The 18,389-nt window shown below is 64.1% G+C and carries 13 protein-coding genes; 12 read left to right on the forward strand and 1 reads right to left on the reverse strand.

Annotation, left to right across the window (positions count from 1 at the left end):
• Positions 1 to 246: 246 nt before the first annotated feature.
• The 12 genes from HER32_RS04750 to HER32_RS04805 all read left to right on the forward strand — a co-directional run bounded on the left by HER32_RS04750 (position 247) and on the right by HER32_RS04805 (position 16,843).
• Complete coding sequence (locus tag HER32_RS04750) at positions 247 to 1,131, forward strand: pirin family protein (protein ID WP_168680915.1); 885 nt, start codon at positions 247 to 249, stop codon at positions 1,129 to 1,131.
• A 48-nt stretch (positions 1,132 to 1,179) separates the two neighbouring features.
• Entirely contained in the window at positions 1,180 to 1,629 is a 450-nt protein-coding gene (locus HER32_RS04755; protein ID WP_168680917.1) for a GNAT family N-acetyltransferase, read from the forward strand.
• Between the two features lie 126 nt (positions 1,630 to 1,755).
• Positions 1,756 to 3,060 (forward strand): PAS domain-containing protein, encoded by a 1,305-nt coding sequence (locus HER32_RS04760; RefSeq protein WP_168680919.1) that lies wholly within the window; start codon positions 1,756 to 1,758, stop codon positions 3,058 to 3,060.
• Positions 3,061 to 3,117: 57 nt separating this feature from the next.
• Positions 3,118 to 3,480, forward strand: a complete 363-nt coding sequence (locus HER32_RS04765; RefSeq protein ID WP_168680921.1) for a hypothetical protein — start codon at positions 3,118 to 3,120, stop codon at positions 3,478 to 3,480.
• Between the two features lie 100 nt (positions 3,481 to 3,580).
• Positions 3,581 to 5,236 (forward strand): M28 family peptidase, encoded by a 1,656-nt coding sequence (locus HER32_RS04770; RefSeq protein WP_168680923.1) that lies wholly within the window; start codon positions 3,581 to 3,583, stop codon positions 5,234 to 5,236.
• Positions 5,237 to 5,483: 247 nt separating this feature from the next.
• Positions 5,484 to 6,911, forward strand: coding sequence for an AMP-binding protein (locus tag HER32_RS04775; RefSeq protein WP_168680924.1), 1,428 nt, complete (start codon positions 5,484 to 5,486; stop codon positions 6,909 to 6,911).
• Positions 6,912 to 6,915: 4 nt separating this feature from the next.
• A complete protein-coding gene (locus HER32_RS04780; RefSeq protein WP_168680926.1) occupies positions 6,916 to 8,058 on the forward strand; it encodes a DUF3419 family protein in 1,143 nt (380 codons plus the stop codon).
• The gene (locus tag HER32_RS04785; RefSeq protein ID WP_168680928.1) at positions 8,055 to 9,230 is read left to right on the forward strand and encodes an aminoglycoside phosphotransferase family protein; all 1,176 of its coding nucleotides are present in this window, start codon (positions 8,055 to 8,057) and stop codon (positions 9,228 to 9,230) included. Before HER32_RS04780 ends, HER32_RS04785 begins: the two co-directional genes overlap by 4 nt.
• The gene (locus HER32_RS04790; RefSeq protein ID WP_168680929.1) at positions 9,221 to 11,884 is read left to right on the forward strand and encodes a PEP/pyruvate-binding domain-containing protein; all 2,664 of its coding nucleotides are present in this window, start codon (positions 9,221 to 9,223) and stop codon (positions 11,882 to 11,884) included. Before HER32_RS04785 ends, HER32_RS04790 begins: the two co-directional genes overlap by 10 nt.
• A gap of 428 nt (positions 11,885 to 12,312) precedes the next feature.
• Positions 12,313 to 13,362, forward strand: coding sequence for a hypothetical protein (locus HER32_RS04795; RefSeq protein WP_168680931.1), 1,050 nt, complete (start codon positions 12,313 to 12,315; stop codon positions 13,360 to 13,362).
• Between the two features lie 159 nt (positions 13,363 to 13,521).
• Positions 13,522 to 14,424 carry a hypothetical protein gene (locus HER32_RS04800; protein ID WP_149071899.1) on the forward strand — a complete coding sequence of 301 codons (903 nt, stop codon included), beginning with the start codon at positions 13,522 to 13,524 and terminating at the stop codon, positions 14,422 to 14,424.
• A 151-nt stretch (positions 14,425 to 14,575) separates the two neighbouring features.
• Positions 14,576 to 16,843 (forward strand): efflux RND transporter permease subunit, encoded by a 2,268-nt coding sequence (locus tag HER32_RS04805; protein WP_168680933.1) that lies wholly within the window; start codon positions 14,576 to 14,578, stop codon positions 16,841 to 16,843.
• Positions 16,844 to 16,951: 108 nt separating this feature from the next.
• Here HER32_RS04805 and HER32_RS04810 read toward each other — a convergent pair whose 3' ends face one another.
• The gene (locus HER32_RS04810; protein WP_168680935.1) at positions 16,952 to 18,358 is read right to left on the reverse strand and encodes an alpha-amylase family glycosyl hydrolase; all 1,407 of its coding nucleotides are present in this window, start codon (positions 18,356 to 18,358) and stop codon (positions 16,952 to 16,954) included.
• Positions 18,359 to 18,389 lie beyond the last annotated feature (31 nt).

An 18,389-nucleotide genomic window follows, 5' to 3' on the forward strand; every position in this document is an offset into this window, starting at 1 on the left:
CCAGGTGTCTGCAGAACCTATCTATTTGTCCTCCGAGGACAACTAACGGCCCCAGTACGGTGTAACTAACAGAGAGAAGCCGATAACATAGGACGGACTAACTGTTCAACATCCGCAAGCTCTAGGCCAAACCCCCGGGTGGCAAAATGGGTTAGAGGGATGGTATAGACCCTCATACAGAAGAACGTCATTCTCGGCTTCGCTCGGAATGACATTCTGTTCAGCACAAATCTTCTCTTTCGCCCTATGCCTCCTACGCATCCCGGCCGCCGCATCTTTCAGATTATTAATGGTAATAAGAAAGCCGTGGGCGACGGCTTCGATGTGACCAGCCCCATGCCCGGGCCGCGCATCCGCCAGCTCAGCCCCTACCTGCTCATCGACCACACCGGCCCCATGCCGGTGGCGCCCACCGAGGCTCCGCTGGGCACCCCACCCCACCCCCACCGCGGCTTCGAAACGGTGACGGTGGTGTACGAAGGCGCCCTGGCCCACCGCGACACGGCCGGGCACAGCGGCACCCTCGGCCCCGGCGACGTGCAGTGGATGACGGCCGGGGCGGGCCTCTTGCACGAGGAGCGCCACGAGCGGGCGTTTGCCCGCCGGGGCGGTACCCTGGAGCTGCTGCAGCTGTGGGTGAACGTGCCCAGGAAGGACAAGCTGGCCCCGCCCCGCTACCAGAACATCCGGGCGGCGGCCATTCCCGAGGTGCCCGCCGCCGAGGGCCGGGGCCGCATCCGGGTGGTGGCCGGTGAATACGAAGGCGTTACGGGGCCCGCCGAAACGTTTTCGCCCATCACTCTGCTGGATGTACATGTGCCCGCCGGGGCCGAAACGACCATCTGCCTGCCCGCCGAGTACAACGTAGGGTTCTACGTGGTGCGCGGGCAGGTTCAGCTGGCCGATGGGCGTACGGCCGGCAGCAAGCAGCTGGTGGTTTTCGGCTGGAACTCCCCCGAGGTGCCCTTCACCGCTACGGAAGACACGGTGCTGCTGGTGCTGGCCGGCGCGCCCATTGAGGAGCCCCTGGCTACCTACGGTCCCTTCGTAATGAACACCAACCAGGAGCTGGTACAGGCCATTGCCGACTTCGAAAGCGGCGGCATGGGGCAGTTCCCGGAGGAGGAGTAGCACCGGCACCCCCGTTCCCGTACCTTCGCCCCTCCTGTTTTCCTGCCCATGACGCTGACCTGGACCCATAAGCCCTTCCCTGCCCTCACCCTCTCCGAACTCTACGCCCTGCTGCAACTGCGCTCCGAAGTGTTTGTCGTAGAGCAAACCTGCGCGTTCCAGGACATTGATGGGCAAGACCAGGCCGCCTGGCACTTGCTGGGCTATACCGAGGGCGGGGAGTTGGCCGCCTACGCCCGCCTGTTCGGGCCGGGCATCAGCTACCCCGAGGCCAGCATCGGGCGGGTGGTAGTCAGCCCGAGGTTCCGGCGCTACGGCCTGGGCCGGCAACTGCTGCAGGAAGCCCTGGCCACCGTGGCCGCGCAGTTTGGGCCGCAGCCTATCCAGATCGGGGCCCAGCAGTATCTGCAGCAGTTCTACGAAGACTTCGGCTTTCGGCAGGTGGGCGAGGGCTACCTGGAAGACGGCATTCCGCACCTGCACATGGTGCGGCCCTAGCTCCCGGCGGCGCCGGCCTGTAGCCCGACAAATGTCGGTGGGGCCGTTTTTTTCTCCTTGTTTGCCCGTAGTTTTGTTTTCCTGCCGCCCCCGCCCCGGGGCTTGGCTCTGCCCTGCTTCCTGCTTATGCCTACGCCCAACTTCCCGGTTGATTACCAGCAGCTGTTTCACGCCCTGCCCGACAACTTCCTGCTGATTGCCCCCGACGCCGACGCCACCATCCTCGACAACACCGACCGCCATGTGGCGGTGTCGATGAAAAGCCGGGCCGAAGTGGTGGGGGTACCTTTCTTTGAGGCCTATCCGGCTACCGATGAAGCCTCGGCCAATACCATCCGCGAATCGCACGAACACGTGCGCCAGCACCGGGAGCCGCACACCATGCCCCTGATCCGCTACGACCTGCAGCGGCCCGAAAGCCAGGGTGGCGGGCTGGAAGAGCTATATTGGGAAGCCACTCACTACCCCATCCTGGATGAGCAAGGGCAGCTGCAGTTTATTCTGCAGCGCACCCAGGACGTGACGGAAAAGTACCAGGCCCGGCTGGCGGCGGAGAAAGTGCGGCGCGAGCTTGCCGAGCAGCAGGATCGTATGCGCTTTGTGCTGGAGTCCATGCCCATTCTGGTATGGACGGCCCGGCCCGATGGCACCCGGGACTACTTCAATACGCGCTGGCTGCAGTTTACGGGCAAAGAGCTGGGTGCCGAGCTGGAGGGCCAGTGGCTGCAGGGTGTACACCCCGACGACCGGGCGCGCGTGACGCAGCGCTGGCAGGAATGCGTGCAAAGCGGCCAGCCCTACCAGGTAGAGTACCGCCTGCGCCGCCACGACGGCCAGTACCGCTGGGTGCTGATGCGCGGGCTGCCCCGCCTCGATGCCCAGGGCCAGATTACCATGTGGGTGGGCGGCGGCACCGACATTCAGGACCAGAAGCAAATGGTGCAGGAGCTGCTGGATACCAACGAGCAGCAGGCCCTCCTCTCCGAACAGGCTTACCAGGCCTATCAGCTGGCTGAGCAGCAGCGCGAAACATTCTACAACCTGTTTATGCAGACGCCCGCGCTTATCTGCATTCTGCGCGGGCCCCAGCACCGGTTCGAGTTCGTGAACCCGCCTTACCAGGCGCTGTTCCCCCACCGCCAGCTGGTTGGTCTCACGGTAGCCGAAGCCCTGCCCGAAGTCGTGGAGCAGGGGTTCATTGGGCTTCTCGACGGGGTATATACTACGGGGGAAACCTTCGTGGGCAACGAAATAGAAATCATGCTGGACCGCGACGGCAGCGGCCGCCTGCAGCGCAGCTACCTTAACTTCACGTATCAACTATTCCAGGAAAACCACGAGAAGGCCGGTATTACGGTATTTGCCTACGACGTAACGGACCTGGTGGAAGCCCGTCGGGCGCTGGAAGGTTCTGCCCCCGCTGCGCAGTAACCCGATGCCCGACCACCGTCCCACTTCCGGATCCTTCCGTATTTCGCCCCTCCCTCTATGGACTTAACCAGTCTGGATTTTCAACAGGCCCGCATTAAGCAGGTGCTGTTTAAGTCGCGGCTGCGCTCGGTCCTGTATGGGGTGCGCGAAGCCGAGCCCACGCTTTTCTCCCTCCGCGACAACCCGCTGGCGCAGTGGCTCGACGCCACTATCAAGCCCACCTACGGCCTGTTGCCCGAAACCCGGGAGCTGGAGCGCGCCATCAGCCAGATGCTGGAGGTAGGGCAGGCCCTGGTGCGCCAGTACCAGCGCGGGCAGCTGGAAGAAGCCCGCGCCGGCCTCGAGCAGATTGACGGCTTTGCCCACCGCATCGAGCAGATTCTGCAAAAGCTGGAGCAGCAGGTACTCCGCCCTCACTAGCGTATCGCTGCGGCCCGCCGCGAAGCCTGGTGGCTAGCTGGGGTAGACAGGGCATTAGGGCGTTTGGTGCTAATTTCGACCCCACTCGCTCTCGTTGCTTATGCCTGATTTCTCTTTTTCCCTTCGTGCGCTGGCGGGCAGCCTCCTGCTGGCCCTACCCGCCGCGGCGCAGTCGTACCAGCCTGCCCCCGCCGTTACTACCGCCCTGGAGCAGGTAGAGCCGGCCGCTATCAAAGCCCATATTCAGTTTCTGGCCGATGACCGGCTGCAGGGCCGCCAGCCCGGCACGCCCGGCTACCAGCTGGCCGTCGACTACGTTACCCAGCAGCTGAAATCCTTCGGCGTGAAGCCCGCCGGCGACAAAGGCTCGTTTGTGCAGCGGGTGCGCCTGCGCCGGGCCGTGGTGCAGGCCGGCAATACGCTTAGCCTCCAGACAAGCGGGCAAGGAAATACGCCGCTTACCGCTGGCCAGGACTACGTTTTTTACCCCAACCCCGCCGCGCCCAGTGTGCAGGTGGAGGCCCCCCTGGCCTTTGCCGGCTACGGCATTACGGCCCCCGCCCTGCAGTACGACGACTATGCCGGCCTCGATGTGAAAGGCAAGCTGGTGGTGGTGCTGCGCGGCGCGCCCCGCTCCTTCCCCTCCACCGTAGCCGCCGCCAGCCAGGACCTGCTGCTAATCATGCAAAACGCGGCCGAGCACGGGGCGGTGGGCGTGGTGGTGGCTACTACCAACCCGAAAGCCAAAGTGTCTAACCTGCAGCGGGGCGCCTACAGCGTGTTGGATGCGCAAAGCCAGGTGGCGGCCTCCCGCACTTTCTTACCCGGCGGGGCCTTGCAGCTCGTGGCCAGCGTCAGCGCCGATGTGCTGCAAAACCTGCTGCGCACCGCGGCTACCGATACCAGCCAGGTGCTGGCCGCTTTGCGCCAAAGCCGGCCGGCGCCCGTGGCCCTGCCCGTGCGAATGCAAGCCCGCTTCGCCACCACCTACCGGGATTTCGACTCCTACAACGTGGTTGGCCAGATTCGAGGAAGTGATAAGCGCCTGCGCCGGGAGTATGTGGTACATTCCGCCCACCTCGACCACCTGGGCGTGGCCACCCCCGTCCAGGGCGACTCCATCTATAATGGCGCCCATGATAACGCCTCGGGCGTGGCTTCGGTGCTGGAAATTGCCCGCACGTACTCGCGGCTCAAGCAAAAGCCCAAGCGTAGCATTCTGCTGGTGCTGCAAACCGGGGAGGAGCTTGGTCTTCTGGGCTCGGCCTACTTTGCTTCCCACCCCACCGTGCCCAAAGCCAGCATTGTGGCCGACGTGAACACCGATATGCCCACCATCATTGCCCCGCTGCTGTCGGTGGTGCCGCTGGGGGCTCAGCACTCGTCGCTGGCCGGGCCCGTGGCGCAGGCGGCCGGGGCGCTGGGCCTCACCGTGGAGGCCGACCCCGAGCCTGAACAAAACCGCTTTATCCGCTCCGATCAATACAGCTTCGTGATGCAGGGCATCCCGGCCCTGCACATCAAATATGGCAACCGCACCGCCGACGGGCGTAACAACCTGAGCGAACTGGTGCAGAAGTGGCGCGCGGTTACCTACCACAAACCCCAGGACGACATCAACGGCCTGTTCGACTTCGAGGCGGGCAAAAAGTACGTGCAGCTGAATTTTCTGATCGGGTACCTGGTAGCCAATGACGCGCAGCGGCCCACCTGGAATGCCAACGACTTTTTTGGGCAGCGCTTTAGCCCCAAGTAAAAGTCTGGTTTAGCACCACGGCCTTTACGCGCAAGGCCTATTCGTCTCTGGGAAAGAGCTGCTTCTTTCGTGTCTGAAAAAGCGGTTTTCCGCGCAGAGGCCCTTTTTAACAGCTTTGATTTTTTCTATTCCCGGGTAGCGGTGAGCCGGCATTGAAATGTCTGATTTTCCCACCGATTCGTGGTCGGGTTGTGCGGTGATTTGTGCAGCTTTGGCATAAGGCTTCTCCGGCCTTTCGCTACGCTGTATGACTACCAACTTCTGCCAGGCCCTGTATGAAAATCTGCTCCGGAACCCGGAGCAGGTGTGCCTGGTGTGGCCCCAGCCCGCTGGCCCGCCGCGGCGCTATACGGGGCAGGAGCTGCTACGGGCCGTGGCTGGCTTTCGGCAGCAGTTGGCAGCGCAGGGCGTGCGCAGTGGTGCAGCCGTGCTGGTAGCTGTACCGGTGAGCCTCGAGCTGGTAGCCGCCCTGCTGGGGGTGATGGCGCATGGTGCCATTCCCGTGCTGCCGCCCGCTGCCGTCTCGCCCTGGCAGCTAGTGAAGCTGCTGCGCTACCATCAGATCCGGACGGCCGCGGTTAGTGAGGCGGCAGCGCGTCGTTATGGCTGGCTGCTGCGGCTAGTGGGCGTGCGGGCACTACGCCCTTCTTCCGTCACAGCTAGTCTGACTTTCCTGGAGCAGCCCGTGGCCGTACCGGCCGACCAAGCTGCACTGGTGTCTCACTCCTCCGGCTCTACGGGGCAGGCCAAGGCCATCCGGCGCAGCCACCGTGTGCTCACTGCCCAGCACACGGTGCTGAAAGCGGTGTTTCCGCCCTGGCTGGGGCAACGGGATTTTCCCTTGTTTCCCAACGTACTGCTGCACAACCTGGCTGTGGGCGCCGTGAGCATCCTGCCGGATATTCCCTGGGGGCAGCTAAGCCAGTTCCGACCGGAGAAAGTGGTGCAGCAGTTGCAGGACGAGCAGGTTGAGACGCTTACGGGCAACGTATTCTACTTTAGAAGCCTGGGGCGCTTGCTGAGTCAGCAGCGCCAGGCGCTTCCCCACGTGAAAGCGGTGGGCATTGGCGGCTCCCCCGTGCCGGAATGGCTGCTGCAGTCCCTAAAAATCTGCTTTCCTCATGCCACCATCTACGGCATTTATGGCTCTTCAGAAGCCGAGCCCATTGCCGTGCGTGCGGCCGAAGACGCTTCCGCCAGCCCGCGGGCGGGTTACTACGTGGGCCCCGTGGTAGCGGGCCTCGACTGCCAGCTACGGCCCTGCGGGCAGTTGCTGCTGCCGGAGGGGCGCACCGTTGAAGCAGGCGAAATCCTGGTGCGCGGGGCCCACGTGGCGGCGGCAGGCTGGCTGGCCACCGGCGACTTTGGGTACTTCGATGAGCAGAACCATCTTTGGCTGACGGGCCGGCAAGGCAACGCGGAGGTGGTGCGGGGCGTGCAGCACTACCAGGTAGAGCACGTGTTGCAGCACCTGTCGGGAGTAGAGCAAGTGGCGGCCAAGCCCTACGGCCAGGGTTTTGCCGTGTACGTGCAGGGCGCGGCCACCGAAGCAGCCGTGCGCGCTGCCCTGGAAGCGGAGTTTCCGCCGGGGCTGTGCGCGCACGTTCATTTCCGGGCGCACTTGCCCCTGGATAACCGTCATTTGTCGAAAGTTCGTTACGCCGCCTTACGCTAAACCTATGCACTCCGAGTTTCACCACGTCGCCCTCGACCAGATTCGCTATTCGGTGGTCTGGGAAAGCCACGCTACCCTGGCGGCAGCCCTGCAGCTGCAGCCCACCGACGAGGTGCTGGTTATTACCTCGGCGGGCTGCAATGCCCTGAACGTCCTGCTGAGCGAAGTGCGCTGCGTAACGGCCATCGACCTGAACCCGGTGCAAAATGCCCTGCTGGAGTTCAAGGTTTACCTGATCCGCCACTTCCCCCACGCAGTGCTGCGCGCCCTCCTGGGACTGGACGGCCCCACGGCCGTAGCCCGCACCTGGGCCCACATAGCCCCGCAGCTACCCTCCGACTTACGCCGCTACTGGGATGCCCAGCTAACCCAGCACCCGCACGGACTGCTCTCGGCGGGCAAGCTGGAAATGTACCTGCATGGCTTTCTGCCTACCCTGCCGGCAAGCCTGCAGCAGCATGTGCGGGCTTTGCTTGGCTGCGCTACCGTGGAAGCCCAACGCGCCTACTTCGCCGCCCATCTGCACGGCACCGCGTTCCAAAGCCAGTTTGAGACCTACTTCGACGAAGCCAATCTGAGCCGGGGCCGCGACCCGCGCCTGTTCCGCTACGCCGAGGAATCGGGGGGGGCGGCCTTCTACCAGCGGCTGCGGCGTCAGGTAGCCACGGAGCTGCTGGCCGACAACTTCTTTTTCCGCTTTTTCTTTTTCGGGCCTGAGCACCTGCCGGAGCATATTCTGCCGATCTGCTACCAGGAAAAGAACTTCACCCGGCTCCGGGCGCGTCTGCCTTACCTGCAGCTCCAGTCCGGCGAGGCCGTGGCCTACCTGCTGAGCCCGGCCGGCCGGGCCATTACCAAAGCCAGCCTGTCCAACATCTTCGAGTACGTGAGTCCGGTTGAATTTGCCGATGCCCTGCGGGCCCTGCGCAACCGCGGCAAGCTCCGGCTGGTGTACTGGAACCTGCTGCAAACCCAGGGCGACCCAGGCCACGGTGGCCTGCCGCTGGAAGCCAGCCCGGAGCCGGTGGCGCCCTCTCCTAATGCCTGCTTTTACCTGCCCGATGCCCGCGCCCTGGAGTTTGCCGCGGCCAGCGTGCTGGCTACGGTAGGTGGCTACTCGGCCTTTACTTCGCTTTCTGCCCTATGAAAACCGCTGACTATTTTGCCCCGGCTTACCTGGAGCGGCTGCTGCGCACTACCCTGCATTCGGCACAGGTGCTGGCGGTAGAGCCATTTGCCTTGGATAACTCCGCCAGCATTCTGGCCGTGCTGACGGCCGGACAGAGCGAGCGGCCCATTGGCCACTACGGGTTGCGCGTACGGTATAGTAGCCCGGCTGGCGAGCAAACCGAAAACCTGGTATTGAAGCTCAAGCCTCCGGGGGCTGAAATATCGGCCATGCTGCAGAGCCTGGCTACGGCCTGCGGGGGCGAGCTGGGCGCGGTATATCCGGCGCACATGCTGCAGACGGGGTTTGCCAACACCCACCACCGGGAGCTGACGGTGTATGCGCAGCCGCAAGCCGGGCTGATGCCCCGGATCCGCGGCCTACACCAGGACGAGGCCACGGGGGTGTACGCCATTCTGATGGAGCACCTGGGCAAGGACCTGCAGCTGATGAACTCCGTGATGCACCCGGAGCAGTGGACCGACGCGCACCTGCGGGCAGCGCTAAGCCAGCTAGCCGAATGGCATGCCGGGCACCTGCTGCCGGCCGGCGCTCCGCTGCCCTGGGCTGATGCCCCTACCCTGGACTATATGCTGGCCCAGCGCCCTCTCTGGCAAGCCCTGCTGACCAATGCAGCCTCGCACCTCCCCGAGCTGTACCCGCCCGCCCGCACTGCCCAGCTCCAGGCAGCCCTCGATGCCCTGCCCTTGTACTGGCCGGAGCTGGCGGCCGCGCCCCGCACCCTGGTGCATAACGATTTGAATCCGCGCAACACTTGCTTCCGGCAAACCGCCGCGGGCCTGCAGCTTTGCGCTTACGACTGGGAGCTGGCCACCTACCACGTGCCCGTGTACGACGTGGTGGAGCTGCTTTGCTTTGTGCTGACCCCGGAACGCTACGCCCAGCGCCTCGACTATCTAGAGTTTTACCGCCAGCAGCTGCACGCCCGCACCCAGCAGTTCGCCGACGCCGACCATTTCCGCCGAATTACCGGCCTGGCGGCTTTCGACTTCGGGCTGCACCGCCTGGGCATGTACTTGATGGCCCATGCGGTGAGTCCCTACCCGTTTCTGCCGCGGGTGGTCGACAGCTACTTTGATACGCTCACGCAGCTGCGCCCCTGGCTGCCGGAACTGGCCTCATGCTCCTGACCGAAACCACTTATCCTGGCTCCTACGCTGTAGGTGGCAAAGCCCACGGCCTGTACCAGTTGCGGGCTGCGGGCGTGGCGGTACCCGGCTTTGCCGTGCTGCCGGCCGAAACCTTTGCCCCGCTCCTTGCCCACTTACCCGCTACCATCGACGCCGACCTGGATAAGCGTCAGCGGGCCTTAGGCGCGTTTCAACCAACTGACGCCGAAAGGGCGGCGCTACAACAGGTGCTAGCTGCCTGGGGGTTCCCGGCCCGACCCGTGGTGGTTCGTTCCTCGGTAGTAGATGAAGATGGCGCCGGCAACTCGTTTGCCGGCCTGATGGATTCCTTTCTAAACCTGACCACGGAGGAGGCCGTGTGGGCGGCGGTGGCGGAGTGCGCGGCCAGTGCTTACTCGGCGCGGGCCCGGGCCTACCGGCAGCAGCGCGGCCTGCCCCCGGCGGCATTACCCGGGGTGATAGTGCAAGTACAAGTGGCCGCCCGCACCAGCGGGGTGCTGTTCAGCACCTGGCCCGAGTACCCGCCCGAAATGGCTATCCACGCCCTCTGGGGGTTTGGGGAAGCCCTGGTGAGCGGGGCGCAGCAGCCCGATGAGTTCTACCTGCGCAAGACCACGGGTGCCGTCAGCTACCAGCAACTGGCCGAAAAAACCCAGCAGCTCACGGCTCCCAGCACCACATCGGGTTTGGCCGCGCAGCCGGTAGCGGCTGATGCGCAGCTAACGCCCAGCCTTCTGCCCACAGAGCTAACCCAGCTTCACGCCCTGGGCCAGCACCTGGAATCGGCTTTCGGCGCCCCGCAGGACGTGGAGTTTGTGGTGGATACGGCGAGTGCGCTTTGGGTGGTGCAGGCCCGGCCCATCACCCAGCCCATTCCAGAGCTGCTGGTGTTCGACAACTCCAACATCCAGGAAAGCTACTGCGGGGTCACCACGCCCCTGACGTTTAGCTTTGCCCGGCGGGCCTACGCCACGGTATACCGCCAAACCATGCAGGCCCTGGGCGTACCACCCGCGGAAGTGGCCGCGCACGAGCCCGTCGTGACGCAGCTGCTGGCCCTGGTGCAGGGGCGCATCTACTACAACATCAACAACTGGTACCGCGGCCTGCTGTTGCTGCCTTCCTTTCAGCAGAACAAGGCCGATATGGAGCGCATGATGGGGCTAGAGGAACCAGTGGATTTTGTGCAGCCCCCGCGCCGCAGTCGGCTGGAGCAACTGCGCAGCGCCCCGCGCCAAGCGGCCAACCTGCTGCGCCTGCTGGCGGCATTTGCCGGCCTGCGCCGCGGGGTGCCGAAGTTCCAAACGCAGTTTGCCGCGGCCTACCAGCGTTTCTATTCCCTGCCCCTTGCGCAGCTTAGCCAGGCGGAGCTGCTGGCCGAGAAAACCTGCCTGGACACGGAGCTGCTGGCCCACTGGACCACGCCCATCATCAACGATTTTCGGGTGATGATGTATAACGGGCGGGCCCTGCGCGGCCTACGGGCAGCGGGCATTGCCGAGCCCGAAGAGCTGTTGCGCCGCTACCTGGCCACCGACCAGCAGCTGGCCAGCGTGCAGCCCGTGCACCGCTTGCTGAAGCTGGCTGCCGAGGCGCGCACCTTCCCCGGCCTGACCGAGCTGGTGCGGGCCTGGCCCGCAACCATAGCGGAGGAAGTAGCCCAACGTTACCCGGCGTTTCACCGCACCGTGCAGGACTTTATTGCGGAGTATGGCGACCGGACGGTTGGGGAGCTGAAGCTGGAAACAACGACCATGCGCACGGCCCCAACTATTTTCTACCAATACCTGCGCAACCTGCTGATGGGCCCTGATAAAACTAGCGCAAAGGGGTCCGCTGATGGGGATGCGGGAGGAGGCGCGACGGCCGAAATAGCGGAGCTGCTCCGGCAGCGCGGGGGCCTGCAGAGCTGGGCCCTGACACGCACCCTGAAGAGGCTGCAAGATGCTATTCGGCAGCGGGAGGCACTACGACTGGAGCGGACCCGGCTGTTTGGCATGTACCGCAGCCTGTATCGAGCCGCCGGCCACCAGCTGGCTGCGCAAGGCCGTTTGGGTCGTGCCGAAGACGTATTCTACCTGACCGAAGATGAATTGACCGCCGCGCTTGGGGCACCAGCCGGTTTATCCTCCCCTGCTCTTCCGCTGCCACCCGTGCCTGCTACTATCTGGCTGAGTTCCCCAACAGCTGCTTCCCCCGATTTACGGGCGGTGGTAGCAGCGCGGCAACAGGAGTTTGCCGCCTACGAACAGGCCGAAGTACCGGCCCGCGTAACGGTGCCCGCCTCGCCTCACCGGATGGCCCCACCCCTGGCCGCTACGGATGACTTGTTGCAAGGCACGGGCTGCTTTCCCGGCATTGTAGAGGGCGAAGTACTGGTAGTGCGGCGCCCCGAAGACGACCTCAGCGTAGCGGGCAAGATTGTGTGCGCCCTCCGCACCGACCCCGGCTGGGCCACCTTGTTTCCCGCCTGCAAGGCCGTAGTTATTGAGAAGGGCTCCTCCCTTTCGCACTCCGTCATTATTCTGCGGGAGCTGGGCATTCCTACCATCATCAACGTGCCTGGCCTCACGCGGCAGCTGCAAAGCGGGCAGCGCGTGGTGCTCGACGGGCAAGCCGGCACCCTGCGAATACAACCCAGGCCGGCGGGCTGAAGCCGTTGGTTCGGGTTTGTTCCTGACTTTCAACTGGAAACCAGCAACCAGCAACCCGAAACAGCGGCTTCGGTAGCTACGGCATATCAGCAGTTACTTAGGGCACCGTGTTGCGTCGCTCCGGCGTGTTCTCAGCCTTAACCTGTATTAGCCTCTGGCAAAAGCTTTTTTGGATAGCCCGAAGAGGCCCCGGTGGTGGGGGATACACTTTTACAGACTAGCGCAAAAGTGTATCCCCCCGGCCGGGTACACTTTCACGCCTACCTGGAAAAGTGTACCCGGCCGGGGGGATACACTTTTTCAGACCGACGAAAAAATGTACCCCCAGCCAATACAGCCGTCCAACTAACCGCCGTGTTTTGTCTGACGCCTGCGCGGCCGACGCGTGATCATCAACCCCACTTGCACCCTTGCTTATGTTGTATTGCTTGCCTTATGACCACCAGCTCCCCGAGTCGTTCTGGCAGATTCCGGCGCGGGTGTATGCCCCTGAAGCCGCCGCACCTCGAGAGTCGCCGGAAGTGCTGGCGGCCGTGGTAGCCGAGGAAGCAGGACGCCATACCATACAGGTGTACACCGACCACGCCTCGCTACGCCTGCTGGGCATTTTCCCTGATGAAGGCGCGGACGCCTTTTTCGGCCTTTGGGAAACGCTGCCCGATGCGGCCCTCAACCAGCAGGCATTTGCCCAGCTGGCGGCCGAGGCCAAGCGGCGCGGCTACCGCCGGCTGGTGGGGCCGCTGTGCTTTACCACCTTTCACCGCTACCGCCTGCGGCTGGGCGCGGCGCCCTCGTGGGGGCAATTTGATGCGGAACCCGTAAACCCTGCCTACTATGCCGAGCTGCTGACGGATTTGGGCTTTACGCCCACGCTGACGTTCGAAAGCCGCCTGCTGCAGCCCGCAGTAGTACCGACGGTGTACGACAACAAAGCCGCCCTGCTGGCTCAGCTTCAGCAGGTGCCATTTGAGTTTTTGCCCCTGACGCCGGACGTTTGGCAGGAACACGAAGCGGCTATTTTTGAGTTGGTCCAAGCCATTTACGGGGCCAATCCGGCCTACCGGCCGGTGTCGGCGGCGCAGTTTAAGCTGCTCTACAACCGCACCTATGCCGAGAAGCTGTGCCCGCATACCTCGGTGCTACTGCGCGAGCGAAGCACGGGGAAGCTGGTGGCCCAGAGCTTCTGCAACCCCAACTATGCCCCCCTGAACCTGCCCGCTACTGAGCCGGCTACCTTCCAGCGGCACTACCCGCTCCTGCCACACCGCACGCTGCTGGCCAAAACCGTGGGCGTGCACCCCGACTACCGCCAGCAGGGCCTGATGTCTTACCTGGGTGCCTACGGGATGGTGTCGTTCCGGGAGTACTACGACGACATCATCTTTTGCCTGATGCGCACCGACAACTTTTCCCGCCACTTCACCGACGGCTTCCCCTACGAAACGGCCCACTACGCGCTGTATGCGCGGGAGCTGTGAGGCTTGTCGTTCGGGAAGTAAGACCGTCATGCTGAGTGGAGTCGAAGCATCTCTACCGCTTCGTCCGCATCATCCAACGAAGCGGTAGAGATGCTTCGACAAGCTCAGCATGACGGACATTTTATCTTTTTCTTTCCGTTACTTCACCATCTTGCCCTCATGAATCTACCAGCTTTCGGGGCGTATCTGCGGCAGCGGTTTCCGCCCGTAAACATGGCGCTGTTTGCCATCTTGTTTGGCACCGTGTACAGCGTGGCGGCGGCTTTGCAGGCCGGGCCGGCGGCTCAGCGGGCCTGGGGCTGGCCAGAGTGGCTGGGCGTGGCGGCCACCATCAGCTTCTTTTTCCGGCTGCGGGTGTTCGATGAAATAAAGGACTACGCCACCGACCTGGAGCACCACCCCGAGCGGGTGCTCCAGCAGGGCCGTGTGACGCTAGGGCAGCTGCAGGCCGTAGCCGCCTTGGGTACGCTGCTGGAAGTGGCGTGGTCGGTGGGTATGGGCTGGCGGGCCGTGGTGGGCTGGGCGCTGGCCGTGGGCTATAGCCTGCTGATGCGTTACGAGTTCTTTGTGCCCACCTACCTGCGGCCCCGGCTCGTGCTCTACGCCCTCACCCACATCCTGGTGATGCCCCTGCTCATTGGCTGGCTGTGGGCAGCCTACGCGGCCCCGCCTTTACTCACGCCGCCACTGGGACTGCTGGCCTTATTGAGTGTGTTTGGGGGCCTGTCCTTTGAAATAGCCCGCAAAATCAGAGTGCCGGCCGATGAACGCCCCGGGCTTGACTCCTACTCCCGCGCTCTGGGCTACGGCGGCGCCGTGGCGGCGGTGCTGCTGGTGCTGCTGGCCGGGGTGCTTACGCAGGGCGTGCTGCTGCAGCGGCTGGAAGCCCGCGCCTGGCCCTTCTGGCTGGTAGCCGTGCTCTACGCCGCTACGGCGGCAGCCTACGGCTGGAGCTTGCGCCGCCCCTCGGCCCGGGCCCTCAAGCTGGCCGAGCTGCTGACCTCCCTGTTCATGCTCAGCAGCTACGTGTCCATCATTGCGGAAATAGCGCGACGGTGGTAGCTGAGGTCAGTGAGCAGCACGCAAACACCACTAACGCGTCCTGCTGAGCTTGTCGAAGCATCTCTACCGCTTCGTCCGCATCATCCAACGAAGCGGTAGAGATGCTTCGACTCCGCTCAGCAGGACCGTCTGTTACTCAACTTTCACATTGATGATTGATTTCCTCTACCGTTTCCGTTTCTGGCTGCTGACCCTGGTAGCTGGGCTGGTGGTGGTACTTACTCCCGGCGTACGCACGGCCGTGCAGATCGACAACAGCCTTTCAGTGTGGTTTCTGGAAGGCGACCCGGCCCTGGGCGCCTACCGCGACTACCAGGCCCGCTTCGGCAACGATGAGGTAGTGACGCTGGTGGTGCACGACTCCGCTGGTTTGCTGCGGACGCCCTACCTGGGCAGCCTGTCCGCCCTGAGCCAGGAGCTGACCGCCCTGCCCGACGTAGCCGCCGTGCTGGGGCCGGGCACGAGTACCATTGCCGGGCGGGGCCTGATGGCGGGGGCGCATCCGCTCCTTTCCGCCCAAACCAGCGAGGCACAGGTGCGCCAGGACCTTAACCGCCTGCCCACGCTCCGGGAGCAGCTGTTCTCGCCCGATTTCCAGACCACCCGCCTGCTCATCGAGCTGAAACCCAGCCCTACGTTCGATGCCCGCCGCGCAGATATTCTGGCGCAGATTCGAGGGGTGGCGGCCCGGCACCTACCGCAAGGGCACTACTGGCTGGGGGGCGTGGGCGTGCTCTACGCGGGCCTGAACGCGCTGTCGGAGCAGGACTTTGGGCGGTTTCTGGGGCTGGGCTACGGGCTGATGTTCCTGGCTTTGCTGGTGCTGTACCGCAACCTGCGCCTGCTCCTGTACGTGGTGGGCATTGTGGGGCTGGCTACCTACCTCACCCTCGGCGTGTACGGGGCTATGGGCTACCGCCTCAACCTGATGACGGTGCTGCTGCCCATGATTCTGATTCTGCTGGGCATTATGGATGCCCTGCACATCATCAATGAGCGCAACCTCGTGCTCACCGAGCCCGGCCAGACGCCCCACTCGGCGGCCCTGACGGCCCTACGCCACACGCTGGCGCCCTGCCTGGCCACTATGCTCACCACGGCGGCTGGCTTTCTGGCCCTGGTTTCCAGCCCCATGGCCATTCTGCGCACGTTTGGGGGCTTTGCGGCCTTGGGCATTGTGCTGTGCTTGTTTTTCACGTTTCTGCTGGGCGTCCTGCTCTTGCCCGGCTACCAGGGTCGCCCGCGTGCCACCATGCAGGCGGCCGGCGGGTTGGCCCGGCTCTATACCTGGGTTGATGCCCACCCGCGCCAGCTCACGGCCCTGGCATTGGTGCTCACGGTGGCGGCCGCCTTTGGAGCGCTGCGGCTGCGGGCCGACACCTACACGTTGGGCTATTTCCCCGACGACCACGCTGCCGTGCGGGACCACCAGGCCATGCAGCGCACTTGGGGCGCCTACATGCCCCTGGAGCTGCTGGTGGAGCCCCGCCCCGGCCACACCCTGCACGATGCCGCCGTGGTACAGGCGGCAGCGGCTTTTGCAGACTCGGCCCGTACCTTGGCGGGCGTGGGCCGGGTGGCAGGCTTCCATACACTCTACCTTGCCGGCCTGGAAACGGTAGTGCCCGCCAGCCGGGCACGGGCGGCCCTGGGCAGCCAAAGCCTGCTCAACCGTGTGCACGCCCGCCTTGTCCCCGACTACCCCCAGCTCACCCGGCAGTTCATTGACGAAGCCTCGGGTACGGGCCGCATTACGGTGGCCGGCCCTATGCTCTCGGCGCGGGAGCTCACGGCGAAATCGGAGGTGCTGCTGCGCATGGCGCGCCACACGCTGGGGCCCGTGGCCACGGTGCGGGCGGCCGGCTACCAGCCACTCTACGCCCGCATCGTCGACTATGTGACCCGCTCCCAAGCCAGTAGCCTGGGTTGGTCGGCGGTGGTGATATTCGGGCTGGTATGGTGGTTTGTGGGCAGCTTCCGGCTGGCTTTGCTCACGCTGGCACCCAACCTGCTGCCGGTGCTCTTGCTACTGGGCCTCATGGGCTGGGCCGGCATTGCCCTGGATACCGCTACGGCCAGTATTGCCGCCATTGTGCTCAGCCTTTGCACCGACGATACGGTGCATTTCGTGCATCACTACCAGCAGCTGCGCCGCCAGAACCTGGCGCCGGCGGCGGCCCGCTTTGCCACCATCACCCACGTGGGGCCCACCATTCTGCTGTCCAGCGGGGTGCTGTTTGTGGGTTATTTGGCCATGACGCTGGCTTCGCTGAAAACGGTGATGCTGTTCGGCCTGCTCACGGCCGTCAGCATTGCGGCCGCCTTCTACGCCGAGCTGCTGGTGTTTCCCTTGCTGCTGGCCCGGTTTGACCGGGAGAAACCGGCACCACCAGCGCAAACCCGTGCTCAACGCCCCTGAAACAAGCTTGCCATCGGCTTGCTGTTGTGCTTTACCTGGAATTAAAAACAATGCCTCTGCCTCCCGGATAGCTCGGGAAGCAGAGGCATTGTCGATAGGAAACCAGGCTTACTTCTTGAGCACGAGGTAGCCGTAGGGCAGCAGGGAAACCGTGCTTTCCAACGTCCGGGAGCCGCCTTGCAGGGCATCGGTCCAGGTGGTGTTGGCTAGGGCTGCCGGCAGCGTGTACTGCACGGTTTGGTTGCGCACGTTCACCAGCACCAGCGCTTGTTCGTTGCCTTCGGTTTTGGTGAAGGCGCACACGTCGGCGCTGCTGTACGCGGTAGGCGTGCCGTGGCGCAGGGCGGCGCTGGCGGCGCGGGCGCGCAGCAGCTGCTTATAGGCCTTGGTCACGTCGGGGCGGGTGTCCCAGGTGACGTTCACCGACGTGAAGGGAAATGGAATAGCCGTGCTCATCCCCGATTCCTGGCCGTTGTAGATCATGGGCACTCCTTTGTAGTAGGACGCAATGACGAAGGCAGACATGGCCCCCGCATCCCCGCCAAACAGGGCCACGGGCGTGCCATCGGAGCCGTTCACGTCGTGGTTGGTGGTGTAGCGCACCACTTGCTGGGTGCCGGTGGCCTTCTGGTATTCCGTGGCGTTGAGCTGGTCAAACCGGGTGGCTGGCTGCCCCCGGCGGTATACGTCCCACAGGCCGCCGTAGAAGCTGAAGCCAAAGTTCATATCGAAGCCGACCGTGAAGTTATCGGCCCGGGTGCCCTCGGCCAGCAGCAGCAGCTTATGGGATTTAATGTTGCGCAGGGTATCCGTGGCTTGCTTCCAGAAGTCCACGGACTGGAAGTCGGCGTAGTCAAAGCGGTAGCCATCCACGTTGGCCTTGTACACCCACGATTTCATGGCCGCAATCATCTCCAGGCGCATGGGCTGGCTGGCGAAGTTGAGCTGGGCAACATCGTTGTAGGTGACGCCATTGTTGGAGGGGGATACAATGGTGCCCGCCGCATTCTGCAAATACCAGTCGGGGTGGGCCGTAATCCAGGCATGATCCCAGCTGGTGTGGTTGGCTACCCAGTCCAGCATCACGGCCAGACCACGGGCGTGGGCCGCGTCTACCAAAGTGCGCAGGTCGTCCAGGCTACCAAATTCCGGGTTCACGGCCGTGTAGTCGCGCACGGCGTAGGGCGAGTTCACGCCCCGCAGCTGACCTATCGGATAAATCGGCATCAAATACACCACGTTTACTCCCAGGGCCTTGATGGAGTCCAGGCGGGCCGTGACGCCGGCAAAGTTCCCGGCCTGGCTGAAGGCGCGCATGTTCACCTGGTACAGCACGGCATCCTGGCGGTCGGGCACGGCCGCGAACGGGGTGCCGTACTGGGTGGGCTTTTCCGTAGCGGGCGGCGGGTCAACGGGGGCCGGCGCTACGGGCGACTCGGGCTTACAGCCGGCCAGCAGGCTGGCCGCCGTCAGGCAGGCGAGGCTATACTTGAGCGCGGTGTTGAAAAAGGACATACGATACGAATGAGTTTGTGAAGACTTGGGA

Origin of the sequence: Hymenobacter sp. BT18, from assembly GCF_012273015.1 — a bacterium.
Taxonomy (GTDB): domain Bacteria; phylum Bacteroidota; class Bacteroidia; order Cytophagales; family Hymenobacteraceae; genus Hymenobacter; species Hymenobacter lutimineralis.

What these genes read in the sequence shown, in the direction of transcription:
- HER32_RS04750 (WP_168680915.1), top strand. Translation starts at nt 247, where the DNA reads ATGCCTCCTACGCATCCCGGCCGCCGCATCTTTCAGATTATTAATGGT.
- HER32_RS04755 (WP_168680917.1), top strand. Translation starts at nt 1,180, where the DNA reads ATGACGCTGACCTGGACCCATAAGCCCTTCCCTGCCCTCACCCTCTCC.
- HER32_RS04760 (WP_168680919.1), top strand. Translation starts at nt 1,756, where the DNA reads ATGCCTACGCCCAACTTCCCGGTTGATTACCAGCAGCTGTTTCACGCC.
- HER32_RS04765 (WP_168680921.1), top strand. Translation starts at nt 3,118, where the DNA reads ATGGACTTAACCAGTCTGGATTTTCAACAGGCCCGCATTAAGCAGGTG.
- HER32_RS04770 (WP_168680923.1), top strand. Translation starts at nt 3,581, where the DNA reads ATGCCTGATTTCTCTTTTTCCCTTCGTGCGCTGGCGGGCAGCCTCCTG.
- HER32_RS04775 (WP_168680924.1), top strand. Translation starts at nt 5,484, where the DNA reads ATGACTACCAACTTCTGCCAGGCCCTGTATGAAAATCTGCTCCGGAAC.
- HER32_RS04780 (WP_168680926.1), top strand. Translation starts at nt 6,916, where the DNA reads ATGCACTCCGAGTTTCACCACGTCGCCCTCGACCAGATTCGCTATTCG.
- HER32_RS04785 (WP_168680928.1), top strand. Translation starts at nt 8,055, where the DNA reads ATGAAAACCGCTGACTATTTTGCCCCGGCTTACCTGGAGCGGCTGCTG.
- HER32_RS04790 (WP_168680929.1), top strand. Translation starts at nt 9,221, where the DNA reads ATGCTCCTGACCGAAACCACTTATCCTGGCTCCTACGCTGTAGGTGGC.
- HER32_RS04800 (WP_149071899.1), top strand. Translation starts at nt 13,522, where the DNA reads ATGAATCTACCAGCTTTCGGGGCGTATCTGCGGCAGCGGTTTCCGCCC.
- HER32_RS04805 (WP_168680933.1), top strand. Translation starts at nt 14,576, where the DNA reads ATGATTGATTTCCTCTACCGTTTCCGTTTCTGGCTGCTGACCCTGGTA.
- HER32_RS04810 (WP_168680935.1), bottom strand. Translation starts at nt 18,358, where the DNA reads ATGTCCTTTTTCAACACCGCGCTCAAGTATAGCCTCGCCTGCCTGACG.